The organism is Exiguobacterium sp. s43, from assembly GCF_018617255.1.
Lineage (GTDB): Bacteria > Bacillota > Bacilli > Exiguobacteriales > Exiguobacteriaceae > Exiguobacterium > Exiguobacterium profundum.
Genome location: NZ_JACSJT010000003.1, coordinates 66,412 through 84,030, shown reverse-complemented (window position 1 = coordinate 84,030; position 17,619 = coordinate 66,412). Strand labels below are relative to the sequence as shown.

General features: G+C 46.8%; 17 protein-coding genes and 1 tRNA gene. 9 read left to right on the top strand and 9 right to left on the bottom strand.

Annotated features, from left to right (window positions below; all coding sequences use genetic code 11):
• The first annotated feature begins 40 nt into the window (after positions 1 to 40).
• The 4 genes from KNO79_RS12780 to KNO79_RS12765 all read left to right on the top strand — a co-directional run bounded on the left by KNO79_RS12780 (position 41) and on the right by KNO79_RS12765 (position 3,416).
• On the top strand, positions 41 to 829 hold the full coding sequence (locus KNO79_RS12780) for a pyrroline-5-carboxylate reductase family protein (protein ID WP_074037973.1): 789 nt from the start codon (positions 41 to 43) through the stop codon (positions 827 to 829).
• A 147-nt stretch (positions 830 to 976) separates the two neighbouring features.
• Positions 977 to 1,213, top strand: a complete 237-nt coding sequence (locus KNO79_RS12775; protein WP_034771241.1) for a FeoA family protein — start codon at positions 977 to 979, stop codon at positions 1,211 to 1,213.
• Positions 1,210 to 3,186 (top strand): ferrous iron transport protein B, encoded by a 1,977-nt coding sequence (gene feoB, locus KNO79_RS12770; protein ID WP_214691464.1) that lies wholly within the window; start codon positions 1,210 to 1,212, stop codon positions 3,184 to 3,186. Before KNO79_RS12775 ends, feoB begins: the two co-directional genes overlap by 4 nt.
• Before the next feature lie 11 nt (positions 3,187 to 3,197).
• On the top strand, positions 3,198 to 3,416 hold the full coding sequence (locus KNO79_RS12765; RefSeq protein WP_035387786.1) for a FeoB-associated Cys-rich membrane protein: 219 nt from the start codon (positions 3,198 to 3,200) through the stop codon (positions 3,414 to 3,416).
• Between the two features lie 21 nt (positions 3,417 to 3,437).
• On the opposite strand, the gene KNO79_RS12760 is transcribed toward KNO79_RS12765, so the two are convergent.
• The 6 genes from KNO79_RS12760 to KNO79_RS12735 form a co-directional block, all read right to left on the bottom strand.
• The gene (locus KNO79_RS12760) at positions 3,438 to 4,133 is read right to left on the bottom strand and encodes a DUF554 domain-containing protein (protein WP_159563526.1); all 696 of its coding nucleotides are present in this window, start codon (positions 4,131 to 4,133) and stop codon (positions 3,438 to 3,440) included.
• 149 nt (positions 4,134 to 4,282) lie between these two features.
• Positions 4,283 to 4,355, bottom strand: a tRNA-Val gene (locus tag KNO79_RS12755).
• Between the two features lie 86 nt (positions 4,356 to 4,441).
• Positions 4,442 to 4,999, bottom strand: coding sequence for a GNAT family N-acetyltransferase (locus tag KNO79_RS12750; RefSeq protein ID WP_084543120.1), 558 nt, complete (start codon positions 4,997 to 4,999; stop codon positions 4,442 to 4,444).
• Positions 5,000 to 5,071: 72 nt separating this feature from the next.
• Entirely contained in the window at positions 5,072 to 5,386 is a 315-nt protein-coding gene (locus tag KNO79_RS12745; RefSeq protein ID WP_159563525.1) for a DMT family transporter, read from the bottom strand.
• On the bottom strand, positions 5,383 to 5,727 hold the full coding sequence (locus KNO79_RS12740; protein WP_074037785.1) for a DMT family transporter: 345 nt from the start codon (positions 5,725 to 5,727) through the stop codon (positions 5,383 to 5,385). Before KNO79_RS12740 ends, KNO79_RS12745 begins: the two co-directional genes overlap by 4 nt.
• Positions 5,720 to 6,301, bottom strand: a complete 582-nt coding sequence (locus tag KNO79_RS12735; RefSeq protein ID WP_214691463.1) for a TetR/AcrR family transcriptional regulator — start codon at positions 6,299 to 6,301, stop codon at positions 5,720 to 5,722. The genes KNO79_RS12740 and KNO79_RS12735 overlap by 8 nt, the downstream gene beginning before the upstream one ends.
• Positions 6,302 to 6,415: 114 nt before the next feature.
• Between KNO79_RS12735 and KNO79_RS12730 the strand changes: the two genes are divergently transcribed.
• Positions 6,416 to 7,198, top strand: coding sequence for an alpha/beta hydrolase (locus tag KNO79_RS12730; RefSeq protein WP_159563522.1), 783 nt, complete (start codon positions 6,416 to 6,418; stop codon positions 7,196 to 7,198).
• A gap of 40 nt (positions 7,199 to 7,238) precedes the next feature.
• Here KNO79_RS12730 and KNO79_RS12725 read toward each other — a convergent pair whose 3' ends face one another.
• Positions 7,239 to 8,477 (bottom strand): aminopeptidase, encoded by a 1,239-nt coding sequence (locus tag KNO79_RS12725; RefSeq protein WP_015880769.1) that lies wholly within the window; start codon positions 8,475 to 8,477, stop codon positions 7,239 to 7,241.
• Positions 8,478 to 8,589: 112 nt separating this feature from the next.
• Here KNO79_RS12725 and KNO79_RS12720 point away from each other — a divergent pair, with 112 nt between their 5' ends.
• The 3 genes from KNO79_RS12720 to KNO79_RS12710 all read left to right on the top strand — a co-directional run bounded on the left by KNO79_RS12720 (position 8,590) and on the right by KNO79_RS12710 (position 12,662).
• Positions 8,590 to 8,997, top strand: a complete 408-nt coding sequence (locus tag KNO79_RS12720) for a YkvA family protein (protein WP_074037788.1) — start codon at positions 8,590 to 8,592, stop codon at positions 8,995 to 8,997.
• A gap of 77 nt (positions 8,998 to 9,074) precedes the next feature.
• Positions 9,075 to 9,941, top strand: a complete 867-nt coding sequence (locus KNO79_RS12715; RefSeq protein ID WP_015880767.1) for a YitT family protein — start codon at positions 9,075 to 9,077, stop codon at positions 9,939 to 9,941.
• 114 nt (positions 9,942 to 10,055) lie between these two features.
• On the top strand, positions 10,056 to 12,662 hold the full coding sequence (locus tag KNO79_RS12710; protein WP_159563520.1) for a putative bifunctional diguanylate cyclase/phosphodiesterase: 2,607 nt from the start codon (positions 10,056 to 10,058) through the stop codon (positions 12,660 to 12,662).
• A gap of 27 nt (positions 12,663 to 12,689) precedes the next feature.
• Here the strand turns inward: KNO79_RS12710 and KNO79_RS12705 are convergent, their stop codons facing one another.
• Positions 12,690 to 14,759: an alpha-amylase family protein gene (locus tag KNO79_RS12705; RefSeq protein ID WP_214691462.1), complete on the bottom strand. Its 2,070-nt coding sequence runs from the start codon at positions 14,757 to 14,759 to the stop codon at positions 12,690 to 12,692.
• A gap of 151 nt (positions 14,760 to 14,910) precedes the next feature.
• On the opposite strand from KNO79_RS12705, the gene KNO79_RS12700 reads away from it, so the two are divergent.
• On the top strand, positions 14,911 to 15,534 hold the full coding sequence (locus tag KNO79_RS12700; protein WP_078146294.1) for a hypothetical protein: 624 nt from the start codon (positions 14,911 to 14,913) through the stop codon (positions 15,532 to 15,534).
• Between the two features lie 39 nt (positions 15,535 to 15,573).
• Here the strand turns inward: KNO79_RS12700 and KNO79_RS12695 are convergent, their stop codons facing one another.
• Positions 15,574 to 17,616: a heavy metal translocating P-type ATPase gene (locus tag KNO79_RS12695; protein ID WP_214691461.1), complete on the bottom strand. Its 2,043-nt coding sequence runs from the start codon at positions 17,614 to 17,616 to the stop codon at positions 15,574 to 15,576.
• Between the last annotated feature and the right edge of the window lie 3 nt (positions 17,617 to 17,619).

The following is a 17,619-nucleotide window of genomic DNA, read 5'->3' as shown; positions in this document are numbered from 1 at the left end:
CATAACTATTGACCGAATCGAAAAGAAGAGGTGACGAATGATGAATCAATTACTAATGGTCGGTGCTGGATCGATGAGTGAGGCGCTCGTTCGCGGGTGGATCGACTCGGGCATCGAACCGACACACATCACAATGACAAACCGAAGTGACCGGGAGCGCTTACTCTTCCTACAAGATGAACTCGGCGTTCAAATTGTTGAGGACGAAAACGTTAACGACTATGACATCGTCGTATTAGCGATGCAACCTGATGGCGTCATCCCGTACGTAGAATCAAAAGAATGGAAGACCCCACTACTCGTCTCAGTCGCTGCACATATCGAACCGAGCCAATTAGAAGAGGCTTCAGGGCTACCAGCTGTTTGCGCCATGCCGAACACGCCTGTCGCCCATCGGAACGGGATGACGGGGCTATGGTTTGGTCCAGAAACAGATGAGGCAGTCCGTGAGAAAGCGACTTCTCTCTTTGAACGGGTCGGTCGAACGGCCGTCACCGATGCGAAAACGATGTCCGCCTTTATGGCCGCTGCAGGGTGCAGTCCTGCCTTTTTCTATGAAATTGTAGGTGCGATGACGCCCGTCCTAACGGATGTCGGTTACGATGAACAGACAGCGCGTCAAATTGTCGCCCAAGCGATGAAAGGCTCCGCTGAGTTACTGTCTCATGAAACACGTGAGACGAATGAACTGATTGCCGATGTGGCCGCTCCAGGCGGACCGACCGACCGTGGTGTCGGCGTGCTTCGTGAACGGAATCTTGCTGACGTGATGGCTTCAGCCTTGCGCGAAAGTGCCAAAGAAGATCATGAGTCGATTGAAGAAGTGTAAACGATACTCGTTTACACTTCTTTTTATGTTCACTCGACCTTACTATTTATTATTTATAACTTTTTATATGATCAATATTTCACTTTCTCTTTCGACATGATAAGATAGCGAATGAGAATCGTTATCAAAAGATGGGGAAGGTTACTTATGAGTCTATTACGACATGTCGCGTTGAATCAAACCGTCATTTTATCTGATTTGACTAAAATTGATGATCGCTTGCGCCGACGAATGATTTCTCTTGGTTTTTACGAGGGATGCTCGGTTCGTGTGAAGCGCAGAGCTATTTTTTCAGGACCGCTCACCATTGAACAAGTGGATCATCAACAAATTATCGCCATCCGAAGATCAGATGCCGAAAAAATCGGAGTGATTGTACCATGAGCCAACGGATCGCATTGATTGGCAATCCAAATACAGGCAAAACTTCATTGTTTAATCGATTAACAGGTTCATTCGCACATGTGGGCAACTGGGCCGGTGTCACAGTCGAACAAAAAATCGGTCAGTTACATGGGAAAGTCGGACAATTAATTGATTTACCCGGTGTCTATGACTTAGACCCGCTCTCGGCAGATGAAGCGATTGTCTCCCGTTTCTTACTGCATGAACCATTTGACGGGATGATCAATATTGTCGATGCTTCACAATTAGAACGTAACTTACAACTTACTTTGCAACTTCTAGAGATGGGACGACCGCTTCAAATCGGTTTAAACATGGTCGACGTCGCAGAAAGTCGTGGAATGCATGTTAATCTCGACAAATTAAAAACGCTCCTCCAAGTAGATGTCTTCCCGATCACCGCACGAACAGGTTATGGTTGTGACGTCTTGCTCTCATCGATTCAAATGGAGAAGCGTCAACCTTTCGAATTAAACTATGGTCCAGAGACCGAAGAAGCGATTACACGCATTCTTCGTTTAACTGGTCTATCGAGAACGGATCGCTGGATTACAATTCAATATTTAGCAGGCAACCGGATTGTCGTCGACCATTTAGAAGCATCATCTCCAGAGATTGTTGCCGTCCGAAAAGAACTGGAAACGGCTATAGGGCGTTTTGCACACGCACACATCACTGAGCGTCGTCGCGATTGGGCGAAACAGATTCGACACCAGGTCATTGAAAATCACAATGCACAGGACGTGACGATGACAGATCGCATCGATGCGGTTGTGACGCATCCTATCTTAGGTTTACCCATCTTCTTCGGGGTACTCTATGCGCTATTCCACGTGACATTTAATTGGGTTGGTGCACCTCTTTCCGATTTATTAGACGGACTATTGTCTGGTCCGATCACATCAGGAACGGTTTGGATGTTAGATGCTGTAGGTGCTTCTCCATTCATTAAAGCACTTCTCGTAGACGGTGTCATCGCAGGTGTCGGTGGCGTATTGGTTTTTGTTCCGCAAATCTTTGTCCTCTTTTTCTTTATCTCATTTTTAGAGGACTCCGGATATATGGCGCGAGTCGCCATCGTGATGGATCGTTTCATGCAACTCGTCGGATTGAATGGAAAAAGCTTTATCCCGATGATTATCGGATTCGGATGTAACGTTCCTGGAATCATGGCCGCTCGAACGGTCGAAGAGGAGCGCGAACGTCTAGTCACCATCTTCATCTCACCATTCATGTCATGTTCGGCCCGGCTTCCGATTTACGCTGTGTTTGCGGCGAGTTTCTTCTCTACTCATCAAGCACTCGTTGTCCTCTCGCTCTATATGTTGGGAATTTTCCTTGCCTTGATTGCCGCGAAAATCTTTACGAAGGCATTGGCCTCTGAAGATCAGACGAGCTTATTCATCGTCGAACAACCTCCATACCGCGTTCCCCAAGGACTTACCTTATGGCGTAGCACTTGGCAAAAAGCTAAAGGATTCGTTCGAAAAGCCGGTACATTTATTTTTGGTGGCTCTGTGTTCATCTGGCTACTCGCCTATTCAGGTCCAAGCGGCTTTGATGTACCGATGAATGACAGTTTCTTGGCGATGATTGGTGGTATGATTGCCACATTACTCGTCCCACTCGGATTCGGTACTTGGCAAGCCGGTGCCTCGCTCATCACCGGATTCTTAGCAAAAGAAGTGGTCGTGTCTACGATGGCAATCATCTATGCGGTCGGCGAATCAGATTTATCGGAGTCGCTATTACCAATCTTCACCCCACTCAGCGCGTATAGCTTCATGGCCTTCGTTTTACTTTATGTCCCTTGTTTGGCGACAGTCGCTGTCATCCGGCGAGAAGTGGGTAGTGCCAAGTTGACATGGTTCGCCAGTTTATACGGTTTAGGTGTCGCTTATGTGGTGTCTCTTGTCATTTATCAAGTCGGTCGCTTATTCGGAGTTGCGTAAGGAGGAATACCATGTCATTCTTTGACCTACTCATCGGATTCATTGTTTTTGGATATGCCGCATTTTCTCTTTACCGCTACACACGTAAAGCAAAAGGCGGGAAATGTGCAACATGTGAAATTGAACCTACCTGCACAGCGGCGTGCGATGCAGCCGATTGGGATAAAATCATTGCGGAAGCTCTACGAAAAGAGCCTTCCACAATGAATGCAACCACGAAAAAAGACTGAATCGAATTCAGTCTTTTTTCTTTACAGCATATGTATAACCGTGACAATCATCGCGACCACTAAAATCCCCGGTAATAAATTGGCCACACGAATTTTTGTGATTCCAACCAAGTTCAGACCAATCGCCACAATCATGACCCCACCGGTCGCGGTCATCTCTAAAATAAAACTGTCCATGAGCGATTCCGGTATGAATTTCATGATTTGAATGGCGAGTAATGCGATTCCGCCCTGATACAGTAACACTGGAACTGCTGAAAACATGACCCCAATCCCAAGTGTCGAACTTAACACGAGGGCCGTAAAACCATCAATCAACCCTTTCGTGTACAACACGTCATGATCACCACGCAACCCGCTATCGAGCGCCCCGATAATGGCCATCGCCCCGATCACGAAAATGAGTGTGGCCGTTACGAATCCTTCCGCTACACTCGATTGACTTCCAAGTCGCCGTTCAAGTCGATAACCGACTTCATTTAATAATTCATCTAACTTCCACCACTCCCCGAGCGCTGACCCGACGACGAGACTTCCGATGACAATCAAGAAGTTCTCACTCTTCATCCCCATTTGAATCCCAAGCAAGATGACCGCAAGCCCGATTGCCGCAGTCACCGTCTCCTTCATACGCTCCGGAATGCGGTGAAATAAGAGACCTAGCAATGCCCCGATGACAATCAATGCGGCATTGACGAGTGTACCCGTTAGCACCATGTTGCATTCCCCGTTTCATTATGTATTGAAAGGAATATACCAATTGCTTTCGTGCCATGTCAATATACAAAAAAAGAGCCACTTCTCGCAAGAAGTGGCTTCGCGGAAACCCATGTTCCGGTGGGTTTCTCGAGGGTTTGGCACCCAAGTGATTCTGACTGGGCTCGAACCAGCGACCTCTACCCTGTCAAGGTAGCGCTCTCCCAGCTGAGCTACAGAATCAGGTCGTGTCCTCTCTTAAGGACACTATTAATATATCAAGAAACTATTGAGTTGGCAACAACTTTTTTTATTTTTTTAGAGACTTTTTATCGTGTCATTTGTTGACGGTCGATATGTCGACATAACCGCTCCAAGTCACCCGCATAAACGGAGACGAGCATATCCTTGTACAGTGTATCTCGATCCCAGTGAAGACCATTCGCTTTGGCGACACGTTGAGATGGAACGTTGTCCGGATGAATCAGAGAAATAATCTCCTTCTCGCCCTCTGAAAAAGCATGCTGCATCAGACGCGCGGCGGCTTCTCGACCATATCCCATGTGCCAATGCTTCGGTGACAACCAATATCCGACTTCCAACTCGATTTTGCCGTCCAATTCATGCAATAGCGTACCTGCGTGACCAATCGGTTCATCACTTTCAAATGTCATGAGCTTCAGGAGACCCGTTTGGCGTCCTGTCTCATAGCGGGCCAATTGACGTTCAAACCATTCAATCGTCTGTTCGTCTGTATACGGTCTCCCATCCGGACTGATGAAGCGCATCACCCGTGGATCTTGGAGAAGCGATTTGACAAAATAGAAATCAGAAAGCGTATACGGTTCAAACCGCAAACGTTCGGATTGCAACTCGACAAGATGCATCGTTTTCCGCCCCCTTTTTTTCATCACATAATCTGAAGTAATAAATTCCCGTTTTCAGCACATTTCAATCCTTTACGAGACAATTTTTAAACCGATTACACTACTAATAATCATCAACAAAAAGAAGATACGCCAACGATTTTTCGATTCGTTCAAATAGAGCATCCCTAAAATGACACCGCCGGCCGCGCCGATGCCTACCCAGATGGAATAGGCAAGACTAAGAGGAATGACCTCAAGTGATTTTGATAACCAATAGAAGCTGAGCGCAAACGATAAAATTGATGCAATCGACCACTTTAAAATCTGGTATCCTTTCGATTTCCCCATAAAGAAAACGGCTGTCATTTCAGCAATTCCCGCTCCAATCAGATAAACCCAACTCATGCTTCTTCCCCTCCTGTCACTTGCTTCAATCCGATGATGCCGATAATCAACGTCGCCACAAGTATTAGTTTCCATCCACTAAGCCCCTCGTCAAACAAGAAGGCGCCAACTATGACTGTGCCGACCGCACCGATTCCTGTAAAAACAGCGTACCCCGTACCGGCAGGCAGCGTCCGAAACGCTTTCGCCAATAATCCGAAACTGAGAATCAATAACACGATTGTCCACAATGTCGGACCTAGAATCGTGAAGCCTTCAGACAACTTCATCGTGGTCGCCCAGACGATTTCGAGTAGTCCTGCAAACAGGAGGGAGATCCATGCACTCTTCTCTTTACTCATCCCAACCCACTCCTTTCTTGAAAATTCGAAACGCAGCTTGTTGTCTCATATTCCGATCCTCTTCAAATGTGAATAACGATAGTAAGGCGCCATCTAAAAAGCAATAGTAGGCAGCATATAGTTCATCGAGCGATTGTACCGGTAAATCGCCACATTCCATCGCCAGTCGAAATTGCTCTTTCTCAAATCGTTTTAACTTGGTTTCGACCGTACCGATGACTTCCTCGATATACTCTCGAAACTCCGGAGGAGGTACTAGTAACATTCGTTTCGTCAACATCCAAGTCTCATGATCACTAAAGAATGACGTGAGTGTGTTGACAATCGAATCGATTCGTTCTAAAGGTGGTCGTCCAGCCGTATCGTCACAAGTTGTCTGCCATACTTCTTCGTAACGATTCGCCATATCTGACACGACTTGTTTGAACAGTTGTTCCTTCCCATCGATATGGGCATATAAAGAAGCCTTGCGAATCCCTACATCTTCCGCTACTGCCGCTAGTGACAACCCTTCGTAACCATCCCGTGCGAAGCGTGTTCGAGCAGACTGCATGATTTTATCTTTTGTATTCACGTCATTCACTCTCCTTGCCTTATACATTACCTAACGAACGGTAGGTAGTCAAGTCAGGTGATTGTATTTTGGTTCATGATTCTCCACAATACAAGTAGAAAGAGGTGACGAAAGATGATTGAACAATTGAACGTGTCGATTCCGACGGAGAAGGTACGTGGTCAAAAGCGGATTGTCCGCGTATTTCGACCAGACTGGGTCGACGTCAGCACCCCGCTTCCCGTCCTGTATATGCATGATGGACAAAATGTGTTTTCTGGAAACACTGCTACATATGGAGAAGGTTGGGAAATCGATCGTTGCATCGACCTGCTACGACTCCCGCTCATGGTCGTCGCCATCGCGAGCGCCCCGAACTGGCTGGACCGTTATGATGAGTATTCATATGAGGAAGATGAGATGCTGTATCGACGGATCGGACCCGAATTGGCAAGAACTCGTCCAACACTCGGTGGCCAAGGCCGTATGTATACAGATTGGCTCATGAACGAATTAAAACCACGAATTGACAGCGAGTACGCTACTGACCCAGAAGATGTCGGGGTCATGGGGAGCTCGATGGGAGGTGTCATCTCTCTATACATGATGGCGACCTATCCTTCTATTCGACGAGTTGGTTCCCTCTCCACTGCGGCATGGGCCAATCTTGATCCATTGATCCGAGAAATGAAACATGCTGAGTTCGCCGGTAAACTATATATGGACATTGGCACAAATGAAGAGAGCGGGCCTATCACTCCAAGCGACTACCTATTCACGAATGCGAAACTGATTGACGTCATCGCGCAGAAAGGAATCGCCTTCCGATATGAGGTCGAACCAAATGCGATTCACAACGAATCGGCCTGGCGTCGCCGCTTGCCTCACGCACTGCGCTATCTATACGATTGCACGTAAAAAGAGCGAATTCCGTAACTTTCGGAATTCGCTCTTTTGTTTAGATGACCCAGTTCCCGTCACGCATGATTGCTTCACGCGTCCCGTCTTCCCGTTCACCATCGATATTCATTTCGGCTGACCCGATCATGAAGTCAACGTGTGTCATCGAGTCGTTCGCCCCGTTCGCCGCGAGCTCTTCTTGTGACATCGAAGGACCCCCTTCGAGACATGTCGAGTACGCACGTCCGAGCGCCAAGTGACACGATGCATTCTCATCAAACAACGTGTTATAGAAGAGAAGACCAGAGTTCGAGATTGGAGAATCATCCGGAACGAGCGCTACTTCACCGATACGACGCGCACCCTCATCCATATTCAACAATTCATCAAGAGCCGCTTGCCCTTTTTTCGCCTCCGCTTTGACGACTTTCCCACCTTCAAACCAAAGAGTGAACTCATCAATCAAGTTCCCGCTGTAGCTGAGTGGTTTTGTACTCGATACGTGACCTTCCACAGAATCTTTATCTGCGAGCGTGAAGACCTCTTCCGTAGGCATGTTTGCGATAAAGTCGATGCCATCGACGTTCGGGCCGCCACCGCCAAGGAAGACGTGTTTTTTCGGAAGTCCGATCGTCAGTTCCGTACCTGGCGCTTTGTAATGAAGCTTCGCATATTTCTTCTCTGTCAACAGCTTCGCACGGCTACGGAGTGATTGATCGTGTGTATCCCATGCCGCGACGACATCTTCTTGATCCATCCGCGTTGCTGCGAAGATGGCTTGCCATAATGCTGCAACCGCATCATCACGTCCCGGGAATACTTTTTGTGCCCACGCTTCTGACGCACCTGCGACGATTGACCAGCTCACATTGTCGCTCATCACATATTGACGCCACTTCGCAAGCGCTTGTCCTGCTGCACGGTTTGCATCCGAAATGCGTGACGATTCCACACCATTCAATGCATCCGGGTCATCACTGACGATTGACAAGAATGCCGTCTTCTCTTCAGCCAATTGCTCAAAACGAGCCTTCAACCAATCTGGAAACTCTTTGAACGAATCCGCTGGTGCATTGAAATAACGGATCTTCCCTGTTTCTTCGTCGCTCCAGTTGACGAACACTTGCTTCGCTCCGGCCGCATAAGCAGCCTTCACCACGTGACGGACGAGTGGTGCCTGACTGATGTCAGCACGTACTTCTAATTGTTGACCAGGTTGAATGTTCACACCTTTTTTCACAGCTAATTCTGCATAGCGTGCGAAATCTGCCTCTGTCGGCATCGAAATCTTAGACATATGTATCGTTCCTCCTTTTCAGTTATCTTTATTTTCTTAAATTTCAGGAAAAGTTGCAACCAATGCGCAAAAACGGGCATATTAGTAGATGAAGAAAGAAGGAGGAATCCAAATGGCAGATTGGAAAACAACATACACACATTTTTTAAAACAAGCGAAAGAAGACATCCGCGACCGAGAACAATTGGGCGACTTGCTCGTTCAAGGTGAACGCGCACTCGCAAAAGTCACAGTCGATGTGGCATCCAATGAAATCAGTAACATCGAGCGTGAAGAAGAACTGACACTTTACTTCCAGATGAAACAAATGCTGAATATGTTACGCGCGCTTTACAATGAACAATTTGAGATGCAACCCGATAAACAAGAGGAACTTGTTGCGGCCATCCTATACTTCGTCTCCCCATTCGATGCGATTCCAGACGATGTCCCACTCGGACTTTTTGATGATGCTCAAGTCATCGATTACGTACATGAGCAATTAGCGAGTGATATCGATCGATTCCATAATGACATGTGAGACTTGAAATGACGTAAAAGTAGCAGTACGCTTGCAGAAGACTTACAAAAAGGAGGCGTCAGGCCTAGCCATTATCTATGTATGCAAAATCTCGAAAACGGGTTGCCCTTGAAACGGTACTGTTCATCATTGCCGGGACAATCCTTCAGTCTGTCTTTGTCAGCTTACTGCTCAAACCAAATGAAATCGGTTCTGGGGGAATCGTCGGAATCACGTTGATTACGAATGAACTGTTTGGAACTCCCATCGGTTTGACACAGCTCGTGCTTAATATCCCACTCTTTTTATTGGGACTAAAATATTTGGGACGTCGATTTATCTTGATGACAGGAATTGTCGTCGTACTTTCCTCTATCCTCATCGATAGTTTGCCAGTCTTGATTCCCCCGACCCCACTCGATGATCCGCTCGTCGCTTCGGTGTTCAGCGGAATCGTTTCAGGGCTTGGACTCGCACTTCTCCTCTTTGCAGGAGCTTCCACCGGTGGACTCGACATTCTAGGGAAAGTCATCTATATGAATAATCGAAACTTGTCGTTGCCTAAAATCTTTCTGACACAAGACATCATCGTCTATGTGTTGGTCTTCATCGTCTTTGACATCAAAGCTGTCATGTACGCGCTTGTGTTAAGCTTCGTCAGATCCCGTACGTTGCTTACGATTCATAAATTCTTCGCTGCCCAAAAGCAATGCTTCATCATTTGTCAAAAAGCAGACGAAATCAATTTGGTCATCAAGCAGAATTTGAAACGGGGCGTCACCATCATGGATGCGACAGGCGGATATTCGAACGATTCGAAAAAAATGCTGTACGTCGTCGTCCAGAACAATGAAATCCCCCGCCTTCGTCAAATCGTGTCTGAAATCGATTCTGAGGCGTTTGTCACTGTGTCTGAAATCGATTCAGTCGTCGGAAACTTTAAAGAACACTCCTATACACTGTAAATCTAAAATTTTCGACAACAATATAGATTGTTGTCGATTTTTTTGTGTAATCTTCGTTCTCCTGTTCCGATAATAAATAAGAGCCCCATACATATAAAGAAGGAGGTGCATGAGTTGTCTGTTTACTCGTTGCGCCAATACGTTCCGGCGATTCTCATCGGAACTTTTTCTACCGGACTTTTATTTTTATTTTTGACCCCGCACGACTTACTACAGATCACGTTGTTCATCTATTATCTCGTCATATCAGGGGCAGCGATTGGCTTTAGCGGAGTAGCTATCTTTAAACATAGAGGTATGCGGCGTTTTATCCATATTTTGATTAGTGCAGGAAATGTATGCTTCACGCTGTACTTACTGATGCACTATCATTCAATCAACGACAATATGCAGTCCTTGTTGTTCCTCCAAAATTTCTTTTATTTAATCATGGCTTTAATCGTCATCACGCAATCGATTGAGTTTCGTACTTTGAAACTACGCACGTTCGATTTATTCGCCCTGTTCAGTTTCCTTTTGATTGGTGGTCTTCATATTTGGTTCTTTTCAACGCAAGACGTCTCACTCGTGTCACAGTTGAGCGGATTCGAAGAGCAAATGTTACTCATTAGCCTCTATATGATGCTCGCATTCCTCTACTTAAATCGAGTCGTCTCAGCCGGTCAACAGTTCCGGATTTTATTGCTCGTCGGAATTCTTGGATTCACGATTGCTTCGATTGCAAACACGTTGGTTGTCTTTTCCGGAATTACACATGAATTGATTCATCTGTTGCAAGTCAGTAGTATATTGACCATCTCGATTAGCTACTGGGTCGATGATGTATCGGAAGATGCACTTGCCTACGATTCCATTGTCGATTATGTGCTGTATAGTGTGGTCGTCATGATGTTTTTACTCGCTTCCGATCGCCTTCTTGGAACATCCGTAATGGACTCGATGATCGCAAATGCTGTTCTCTTGTTGCTCATTCGTCAGTTTGTCGTCTCCAAACAGAACGCACTCATCAGTCATCGTTTGCATTCCGTCAACACAGATTTGGAAGTTGCCGTGTCGACCAAGGCACATGAATTAGAAATCCGTGAACAGCAATACCGTTCGCTTTTTGCCTACCATTCAGAACCGATTTTCTTATTCGACTTGCATGGCGAAGTGTTATCTGTCAACGAGGCCGGCAGCTCTATCTTAGGACTGACAACCGAAACACTACTCGGCTCGAACATCTTAGACATCATTGAATCGAAAGACCGTGCACCTTATACCATCATTCTTCAAGAGTTGACGAACGGTCGTCCCCGAACAATCGATGTGCGTGTGATGACCGACGAAGGGGAAACACGCGTCTGGCAATTGGTCAACGTCCCAATGATCATCGAGGGAGAAGTCGAGGGCATCTACGCTATCGCTAAAGACATCACCCAGATGATCGAGCAACAAGAACAAATTCTGTATCAAGCTAAATTCGATAGTTTGACCGGTCTTCATAACCGCTACGCACTTCAAGAGCAAATCGAACGCTTGATCGAGGAAGGGCGTACGTTCACATTGATGTTTTCCGATTTGGATGGATTTAAAGAAATCAATGATCAATTCGGTCATCATATGGGTGACCAGTTATTACAACATATCGGAAAACGGCTGCGGACTGCACTCTTGCCGAACGAATATGCCGGGCGACTCGGGGGCGATGAGTTTATCGTCGTCGCGGAACATGGAGACGATGAGATGTTGACGGAACGATTGCGGCGGCTTGTCTATCGTCCCCCGTATTATATGGCCGGGACACTCGTCGAAGTCCATGCCTCGATCGGGATTGTCCGCTTCCCGGAGCATGGGAAAAAATTAAAGCACTTGCTCTCGAATGCCGATTTGGCGATGTATCGCGCGAAAGACAAAGGTCGTGACGAAACCGTCATGTTCGAACCAGAGTTACGGGAGGACAAAGAAGAGCGGAAAGTGTTGATGGAAGGGCTTGAAACCGCACTTGAAAAAGGCGAGATTTCCCTTTTCCTTCAGCCTCAAGTGGATGCCTCGACGAAAGCAATCATCGGAGCAGAGGCGCTCATGCGCTGGCAACATAACGGTGCGTTCATTCCACCAAGCCAGTTCATTCCGATTGCTGAAGAAACGGGACATATTCAGGATTTAGGTCGTTGGATGATTCATGAGACATTCCAATTGATTCACGTATTTGAACAAGGCGACATCCATTTACCGAAACTATCGGTCAACTTATCCGTCCGTCAGTTGTTTGATGAACACTTGATCGATTACTTGAAAACATTGTTCGAGCGGTTCCCGATTGAACCGTCACGCCTTAATTTTGAGTTGACAGAAACCGTGGCCGCACATCATTCGGATCGTGTATTAAATCGCATTTTAGAGTTAAAAGCACTCGGCATCAAGCTGTCTATCGATGATTTCGGGACAGGGTACAGTTCACTCGCATACCTCGTCCGTTATCCAATCGATGAACTGAAAATTCCTCGTGAGTTCACGATGCAGCTTGAAGAGAATCGCGAATATCAAATGGTCACGACGACCATTGTCGCCATGGCACGCCAACTCGGTATGGCACTCGTTGCCGAAGGCGTCGAAACCGAGTACCAGGAGACGTTCCTTCGTAAAATCGGTTGTGACTCCATGCAAGGATATCGCTATGCGAAACCGATGCCGCTCGATGAATTTGTCATTTACTACATGAAACACACAACGCCTTGAACCGGTTATTCGGTTCAAGGCGTTTTTTCATCTCATCTCGTACACTTTGACTTCTCCCGGTTTCAAATCGACCACGAGATTCCAATTGTCATCAAACAAATGCTCCGCATACGGCCACGAATCAGGTGAATAGACCATCTCCGCAAAACGACTCGCATTCCAATTTCGACGTCTCACCCCATCAAGCGTGACAACTCCTCGTAGCGCATCTACCATGTTCGTATTCGCTACGATGAGCAACGTATCATTCGTTTCCGGTCGTAACCAAGCGAATCCAATGAACGGGGCGAACGGTTCATTTAAAACGAGCGGTTCAAAGTGATTCGGATCCACGAGCACATCTAACCATCGACGTCGAATTTCAGCCACTTGATGCATCACTTCAATCATTTCATCCCGTTCTGGATGATCCCAATGAAACTGATACGCATCAAAAAACGCAAGCTTGCCAAAATAAGGATCCGTCGGGAAGAGTTGATACGCCTCTTCCGGTCGACAATCGAGTCCAGTGTTCATCGGTTGTGTCTCATACAATTCGAGCCCCGAGTTCGTCATCGGAACCCCATTAGGCATAAATCCGTTCAACACCGTCAACAAACGGCTTGCTTTTCGTCCGCCTTCCCGTGTCGCGAGTCGTCGCGTATCTGCCGTTTCACCTGCTGCAAATACCGGAAGAGGTAAAAAGCGTGAATCGTATAAGAATTGATGGGTTTCATGCGTGTTGAATCGCGGTTCTTTATAAAAACCATATCCGATAATCATATTATAGCCAGCGTCCTTCGCCGCCCAGGCTCCGGACTCGATGAGTTCTTCAGCGATAAAGCTGAAATTCGAATCGATGGCACGCGGTTGTTCCAAAATTCGTTGTGCTAAATCGACCGGAAGGGCATGACCCATATCAATACGCGCTCCATCTATACCGTATTCCCGTTGATAGTGAGGAATGATATCAGCGAGCATCTCCCAAACAGGTTCATTGATCTCATTTCCTCGGAATTGATTGGATTTGATCGAGTCAAACAGGATATAAGGTGCAATGTTCGCATCGTTCACATAAGGTGCCGCTGCAAGCGGATGGTCTAAGAAAAGTCGGAAATAGGTTACGTCTGACCATGGTGGTTGCGGGTCATTGATACAATCCGAGAAAGCAGGTGCAGTTGTCAATCCGAACTCTCGTTCAATCATCGCCAATACGTTTTCTTCTGGATGCTCGAGCAACGTGTTACGTACACGATCCCATTTCTCCGCATCAATCAAATTCGGTGCCATGGAGAACCGTCGCAAGTGTTGCCATACGTCTTCTGAGTTATACACCATCGGCAAGAAAGCAAATTCCGGTTTGACGTTCTCCCCAATGCCCGGAACATATGGCGGATGATAGTAATCGACTTCCGTCAAGGGAATCCAGTAAAACCATTCCGGGTTTTCTAAGATGAGACGGTTATCTCGGGCACACGTCCGCGGGATGACATCGATGACGACACGAATCCCTACCATGTGACAGGCCTCCACGAATGCGGCAAATTCTTCTTCGACCGTCATCTCGTCACCAGTTAACGTTTCCTTTAACTCTTCATCAATTGCGAAAAAGTCTTGAACGGCATAAGGAGAACCGAATTCACCCTTCTTGTTTTTATGGCTGTGTTGCGAAATCGGCAAGAGGAATAATGTATCGATCCCCATATAGAGAAGATGTGGAATCAATGCAAGCGTTTTCACAAAAGTGCCTGTGTCTTTCATTCCCACTGAATTCTCCCTTTCAACGTAACCCGACCCGTCATGGTCCCATGAGGTCGATGTACGAACTTGCATGGAGTAGACCGATGCCCGTTTGATCCAATCCCCCCCGGTTTGTAAATGTCCGTCTGCAAGCGCAATGGAAGTACGATAGTCGCGACTTTCATGTGCATACGGGAAAATCGTTTTTTCAATCGTTTCCAACAAAAAATCATATGGATTGACACGTTCCACCCCATCTCGAACCGGCTCGGAATGGAAACGCATGCGATTCCAAAGACTCGGAATCTCATAGGTAAGATTGGTTCGCTTGTTTCGTAAAACCTGGCACAGCTTGTGTAACGTCGAGTTCTCTGACATATTGACTCTCCTTATGCATCTAATTGTCTTCTCTCATCAAGAGACACTACTCTTAATGATTATACATTTCCCCGTTTTTTCCTTTTTCAAAAAAATATTTTCTGTCGTTTTTTACAAAATCATGTACGATGTAGAAGAAAGGAGGGTCACGATGTCACAACGAAAGTGGATTTTATTATGGATCAGTTTATCAATCTTATCTATTTCGATTATTTTTATTTTTATTTTTCAATTGAAAGAAACAAATGAGCGTCTCGAAACCATTCAAGGCGAACAACTCGACTCCTATGAATCGATTGAAGACGTGATGTATTATAACGTCGAACGGGCAAATGCCATTCGTGGATTACTCGCATATGAAGACCGACACTTTTTAGAGATGTACTATAGCATGTCTCGACAAGCCAAAGACCTTAAACAATCCATCATCGATGACCCGGACACACCGAGCTCTGTCCTCGATTTACTCGAACGAGATGCCATTTGGGAAAAGGAAGCCGACCGCGTTCTCGTCATCTATGAAGAAGGCGACTTAGTGAAAGCGACGGCTGTCGCAGAAACGATGACAGAACTTCGGCAAACGATTTTAGAAGATTTACGGTCTCTCAAACAAATGCAATACAAAGACATTCATAAAGAGTTGATTGCGGCAGAGAATCAAGTATCTTTCTTGACACAAGTCCTTTTCACCATCACTTTTTTACTTCTTGCTATTATTGTCATCCTCACCTTTATGTTGTTGCGCATTAAAACGCATCACGACAGAATCGAATAAAAAAAGAAGTGTCTCAGGTACAAAACCGAGACACTTCTTTCATGATGTCATACGAAGTAACCGCGTCGCGTTCGCGATGGCAAGAAGCGCCACTCCCACGTCCGCAAATACCGCTTCCCACATCGTTGCGATGCCGAACAATCCTAAAAGCATGACAAGTGCTTTGATTCCAAAGGCAAAGAAAATATTTTGCCAGACGACGCGCTTCGTTCGTTTGCCTAGCTCAATGGCCCGAATGACATCCGTTGGCGCATCATGCATCAATACCACGTCCGCCGCCGTGACTGCTGTATCGCTTCCGACGCCACCCATGACGAGACCGACGTCTGCCCGGGCCAAAGCCGCCGCATCATTCATACCATCCCCGACAAAAGCAACTTTACGCGTTCCGAGCATCCGTTCGATTGCCTCCACTTTCTCGTGCGGCAGCAACTCCCCTCGTACTTCATCCAATCCGAGTTGCTTGCCAATTTTTGTAGCGACTTCTCGACGATCTCCAGATAGCATGACCGTCTGGATTCCGATTCGTTTCAATTGTTCGATTGCAGCCATCGCATCCGGCTTTACCGTATCCATCAGTTCGATTCGTCCAAGCCAACGATTATTCTTCATCACATGTACATTCGTCCCGATTGACGAATCTGCAATCACTTGACCTAACCGTTCCATGTAACGGGCACTCCCTACATACACCTCGTCGTCACCATCTCGTGCACGCAGACCATATCCCGGCTCCTCTTGAATCGAATCAAACGATTGAACCTCCCCAGCACGACGGACGATTGCTTGCGCAAGAGGATGATTGGATGCTTGTTCGACACGGGCAGCTAACCGTAACAGTTCATCGCTAGTGATGCCGTCTGTCGTCACGATATCGGTCACTTCAAATCGCCCGGTCGTCAATGTCCCTGTTTTGTCGAAGACCACTGTATCCACTTCAGTCAACGTGTCAAGGAACTCGCCACCTTTTACAAGAATCCCTTGTTTCGATCCAGAACCGATCCCCCCGAAATAACCTAACGGGATAGAAATCACAAGTGCACACGGGCAACTGATGACGAGAAAAATCAAGGCCCGGTAAATCCATTCATTTAAGTCCCCGACAAACAAGGGTGGAATGAATGCGACAAGTGTAGCCATGACTACCACGATCGGCGTGTAGACTTTTGCCAATCGTGTGATCATTTGTTCCGTTTTTGCTTTCTTTCCATTCGCCTCTTCGACGAGAGCAATCATTTTTTGAAGGCTCGACTCAGCCGCGAGTTTCGTCGTTTCAACGACGAGGCGCCCCTCGATATTGACCATACCTGCCAACACTTCCTCGCCCGCGCTCACTTGCCTTGGAACGGATTCACCTGTCATAGACGATGTATTTAGGGAACTCGCCCCACTCACGACGAATCCGTCCATCGGGACTAGTTCTCCTGAACGAATGACGAGATGTGACCCAACCGACACGTCTTCCGGCAATCGTTCCATTTCCTGACCCGCCTCGAGTACACGCGCCCGGGTCGGTTTCATATTCAACAAGGACTGAATCGATTTTCGGGAGGCGCGTACCGCCCGTCCTTGCACGTATTCACCGAGCTGATAAAACAGCATGACTGCTACCGCTTCCGGGTATTCTGAAATGGCGAATGCCCCGATTGTCGCAATGGTCATTAAAAATTTCTCGTCAAACCATTCCCGGTTCCATACGTTCCGGACCGCACCGTATACGACGTCGTAGCCAGCAAGTGAATATGCCGCAATGAATCCTAAAGTCGAATCTGTCCAAATGGCCATCGAAAAAATAAGAGCGGCTGTGAGAAATCTCCAAAGCGTCCAATCTCGTCCTTCGGTTTGATCATCATCTTGTTTTACAAACTTCGCTCCCGGTTCAATCCGCCCCATCGTCTGCTCAATTGACTGAAGCATCTTGTCACGGTTCGACGGGTCCACCCATTCAATCACCATACGACTCGTCGCAAAATCAATTTGACAAGATGCGACTTCTTCACGTTTCGATACATCTCGCTCAATCTTAGCTGCACAATTCGTACAGGTAATACCGGACACAGAAAGTACGTCTCGATTTCTCATCAT

Excerpts from the sequence above, each read along its gene's own strand:
- KNO79_RS12780 (WP_074037973.1), top strand. The coding sequence starts at position 41 with ATGAATCAATTACTAATGGTCGGTGCTGGATCGATGAGTGAGGCGCTC.
- KNO79_RS12775 (WP_034771241.1), top strand. The coding sequence starts at position 977 with ATGAGTCTATTACGACATGTCGCGTTGAATCAAACCGTCATTTTATCT.
- feoB (WP_214691464.1), top strand. The coding sequence starts at position 1,210 with ATGAGCCAACGGATCGCATTGATTGGCAATCCAAATACAGGCAAAACT.
- KNO79_RS12765 (WP_035387786.1), top strand. The coding sequence starts at position 3,198 with ATGTCATTCTTTGACCTACTCATCGGATTCATTGTTTTTGGATATGCC.
- KNO79_RS12760 (WP_159563526.1), bottom strand. The coding sequence starts at position 4,133 with ATGGTGCTAACGGGTACACTCGTCAATGCCGCATTGATTGTCATCGGG.
- KNO79_RS12750 (WP_084543120.1), bottom strand. The coding sequence starts at position 4,999 with ATGCATCTTGTCGAGTTGCAATCCGAACGTTTGCGGTTTGAACCGTAT.
- KNO79_RS12745 (WP_159563525.1), bottom strand. The coding sequence starts at position 5,386 with ATGAGTTGGGTTTATCTGATTGGAGCGGGAATTGCTGAAATGACAGCC.
- KNO79_RS12740 (WP_074037785.1), bottom strand. The coding sequence starts at position 5,727 with ATGAGTAAAGAGAAGAGTGCATGGATCTCCCTCCTGTTTGCAGGACTA.
- KNO79_RS12730 (WP_159563522.1), top strand. The coding sequence starts at position 6,416 with ATGATTGAACAATTGAACGTGTCGATTCCGACGGAGAAGGTACGTGGT.
- KNO79_RS12725 (WP_015880769.1), bottom strand. The coding sequence starts at position 8,477 with ATGTCTAAGATTTCGATGCCGACAGAGGCAGATTTCGCACGCTATGCA.
- KNO79_RS12720 (WP_074037788.1), top strand. The coding sequence starts at position 8,590 with ATGGCAGATTGGAAAACAACATACACACATTTTTTAAAACAAGCGAAA.
- KNO79_RS12715 (WP_015880767.1), top strand. The coding sequence starts at position 9,075 with ATGTATGCAAAATCTCGAAAACGGGTTGCCCTTGAAACGGTACTGTTC.
- KNO79_RS12705 (WP_214691462.1), bottom strand. The coding sequence starts at position 14,759 with ATGTCAGAGAACTCGACGTTACACAAGCTGTGCCAGGTTTTACGAAAC.
- KNO79_RS12700 (WP_078146294.1), top strand. The coding sequence starts at position 14,911 with ATGTCACAACGAAAGTGGATTTTATTATGGATCAGTTTATCAATCTTA.
- KNO79_RS12695 (WP_214691461.1), bottom strand. The coding sequence starts at position 17,616 with ATGAGAAATCGAGACGTACTTTCTGTGTCCGGTATTACCTGTACGAAT.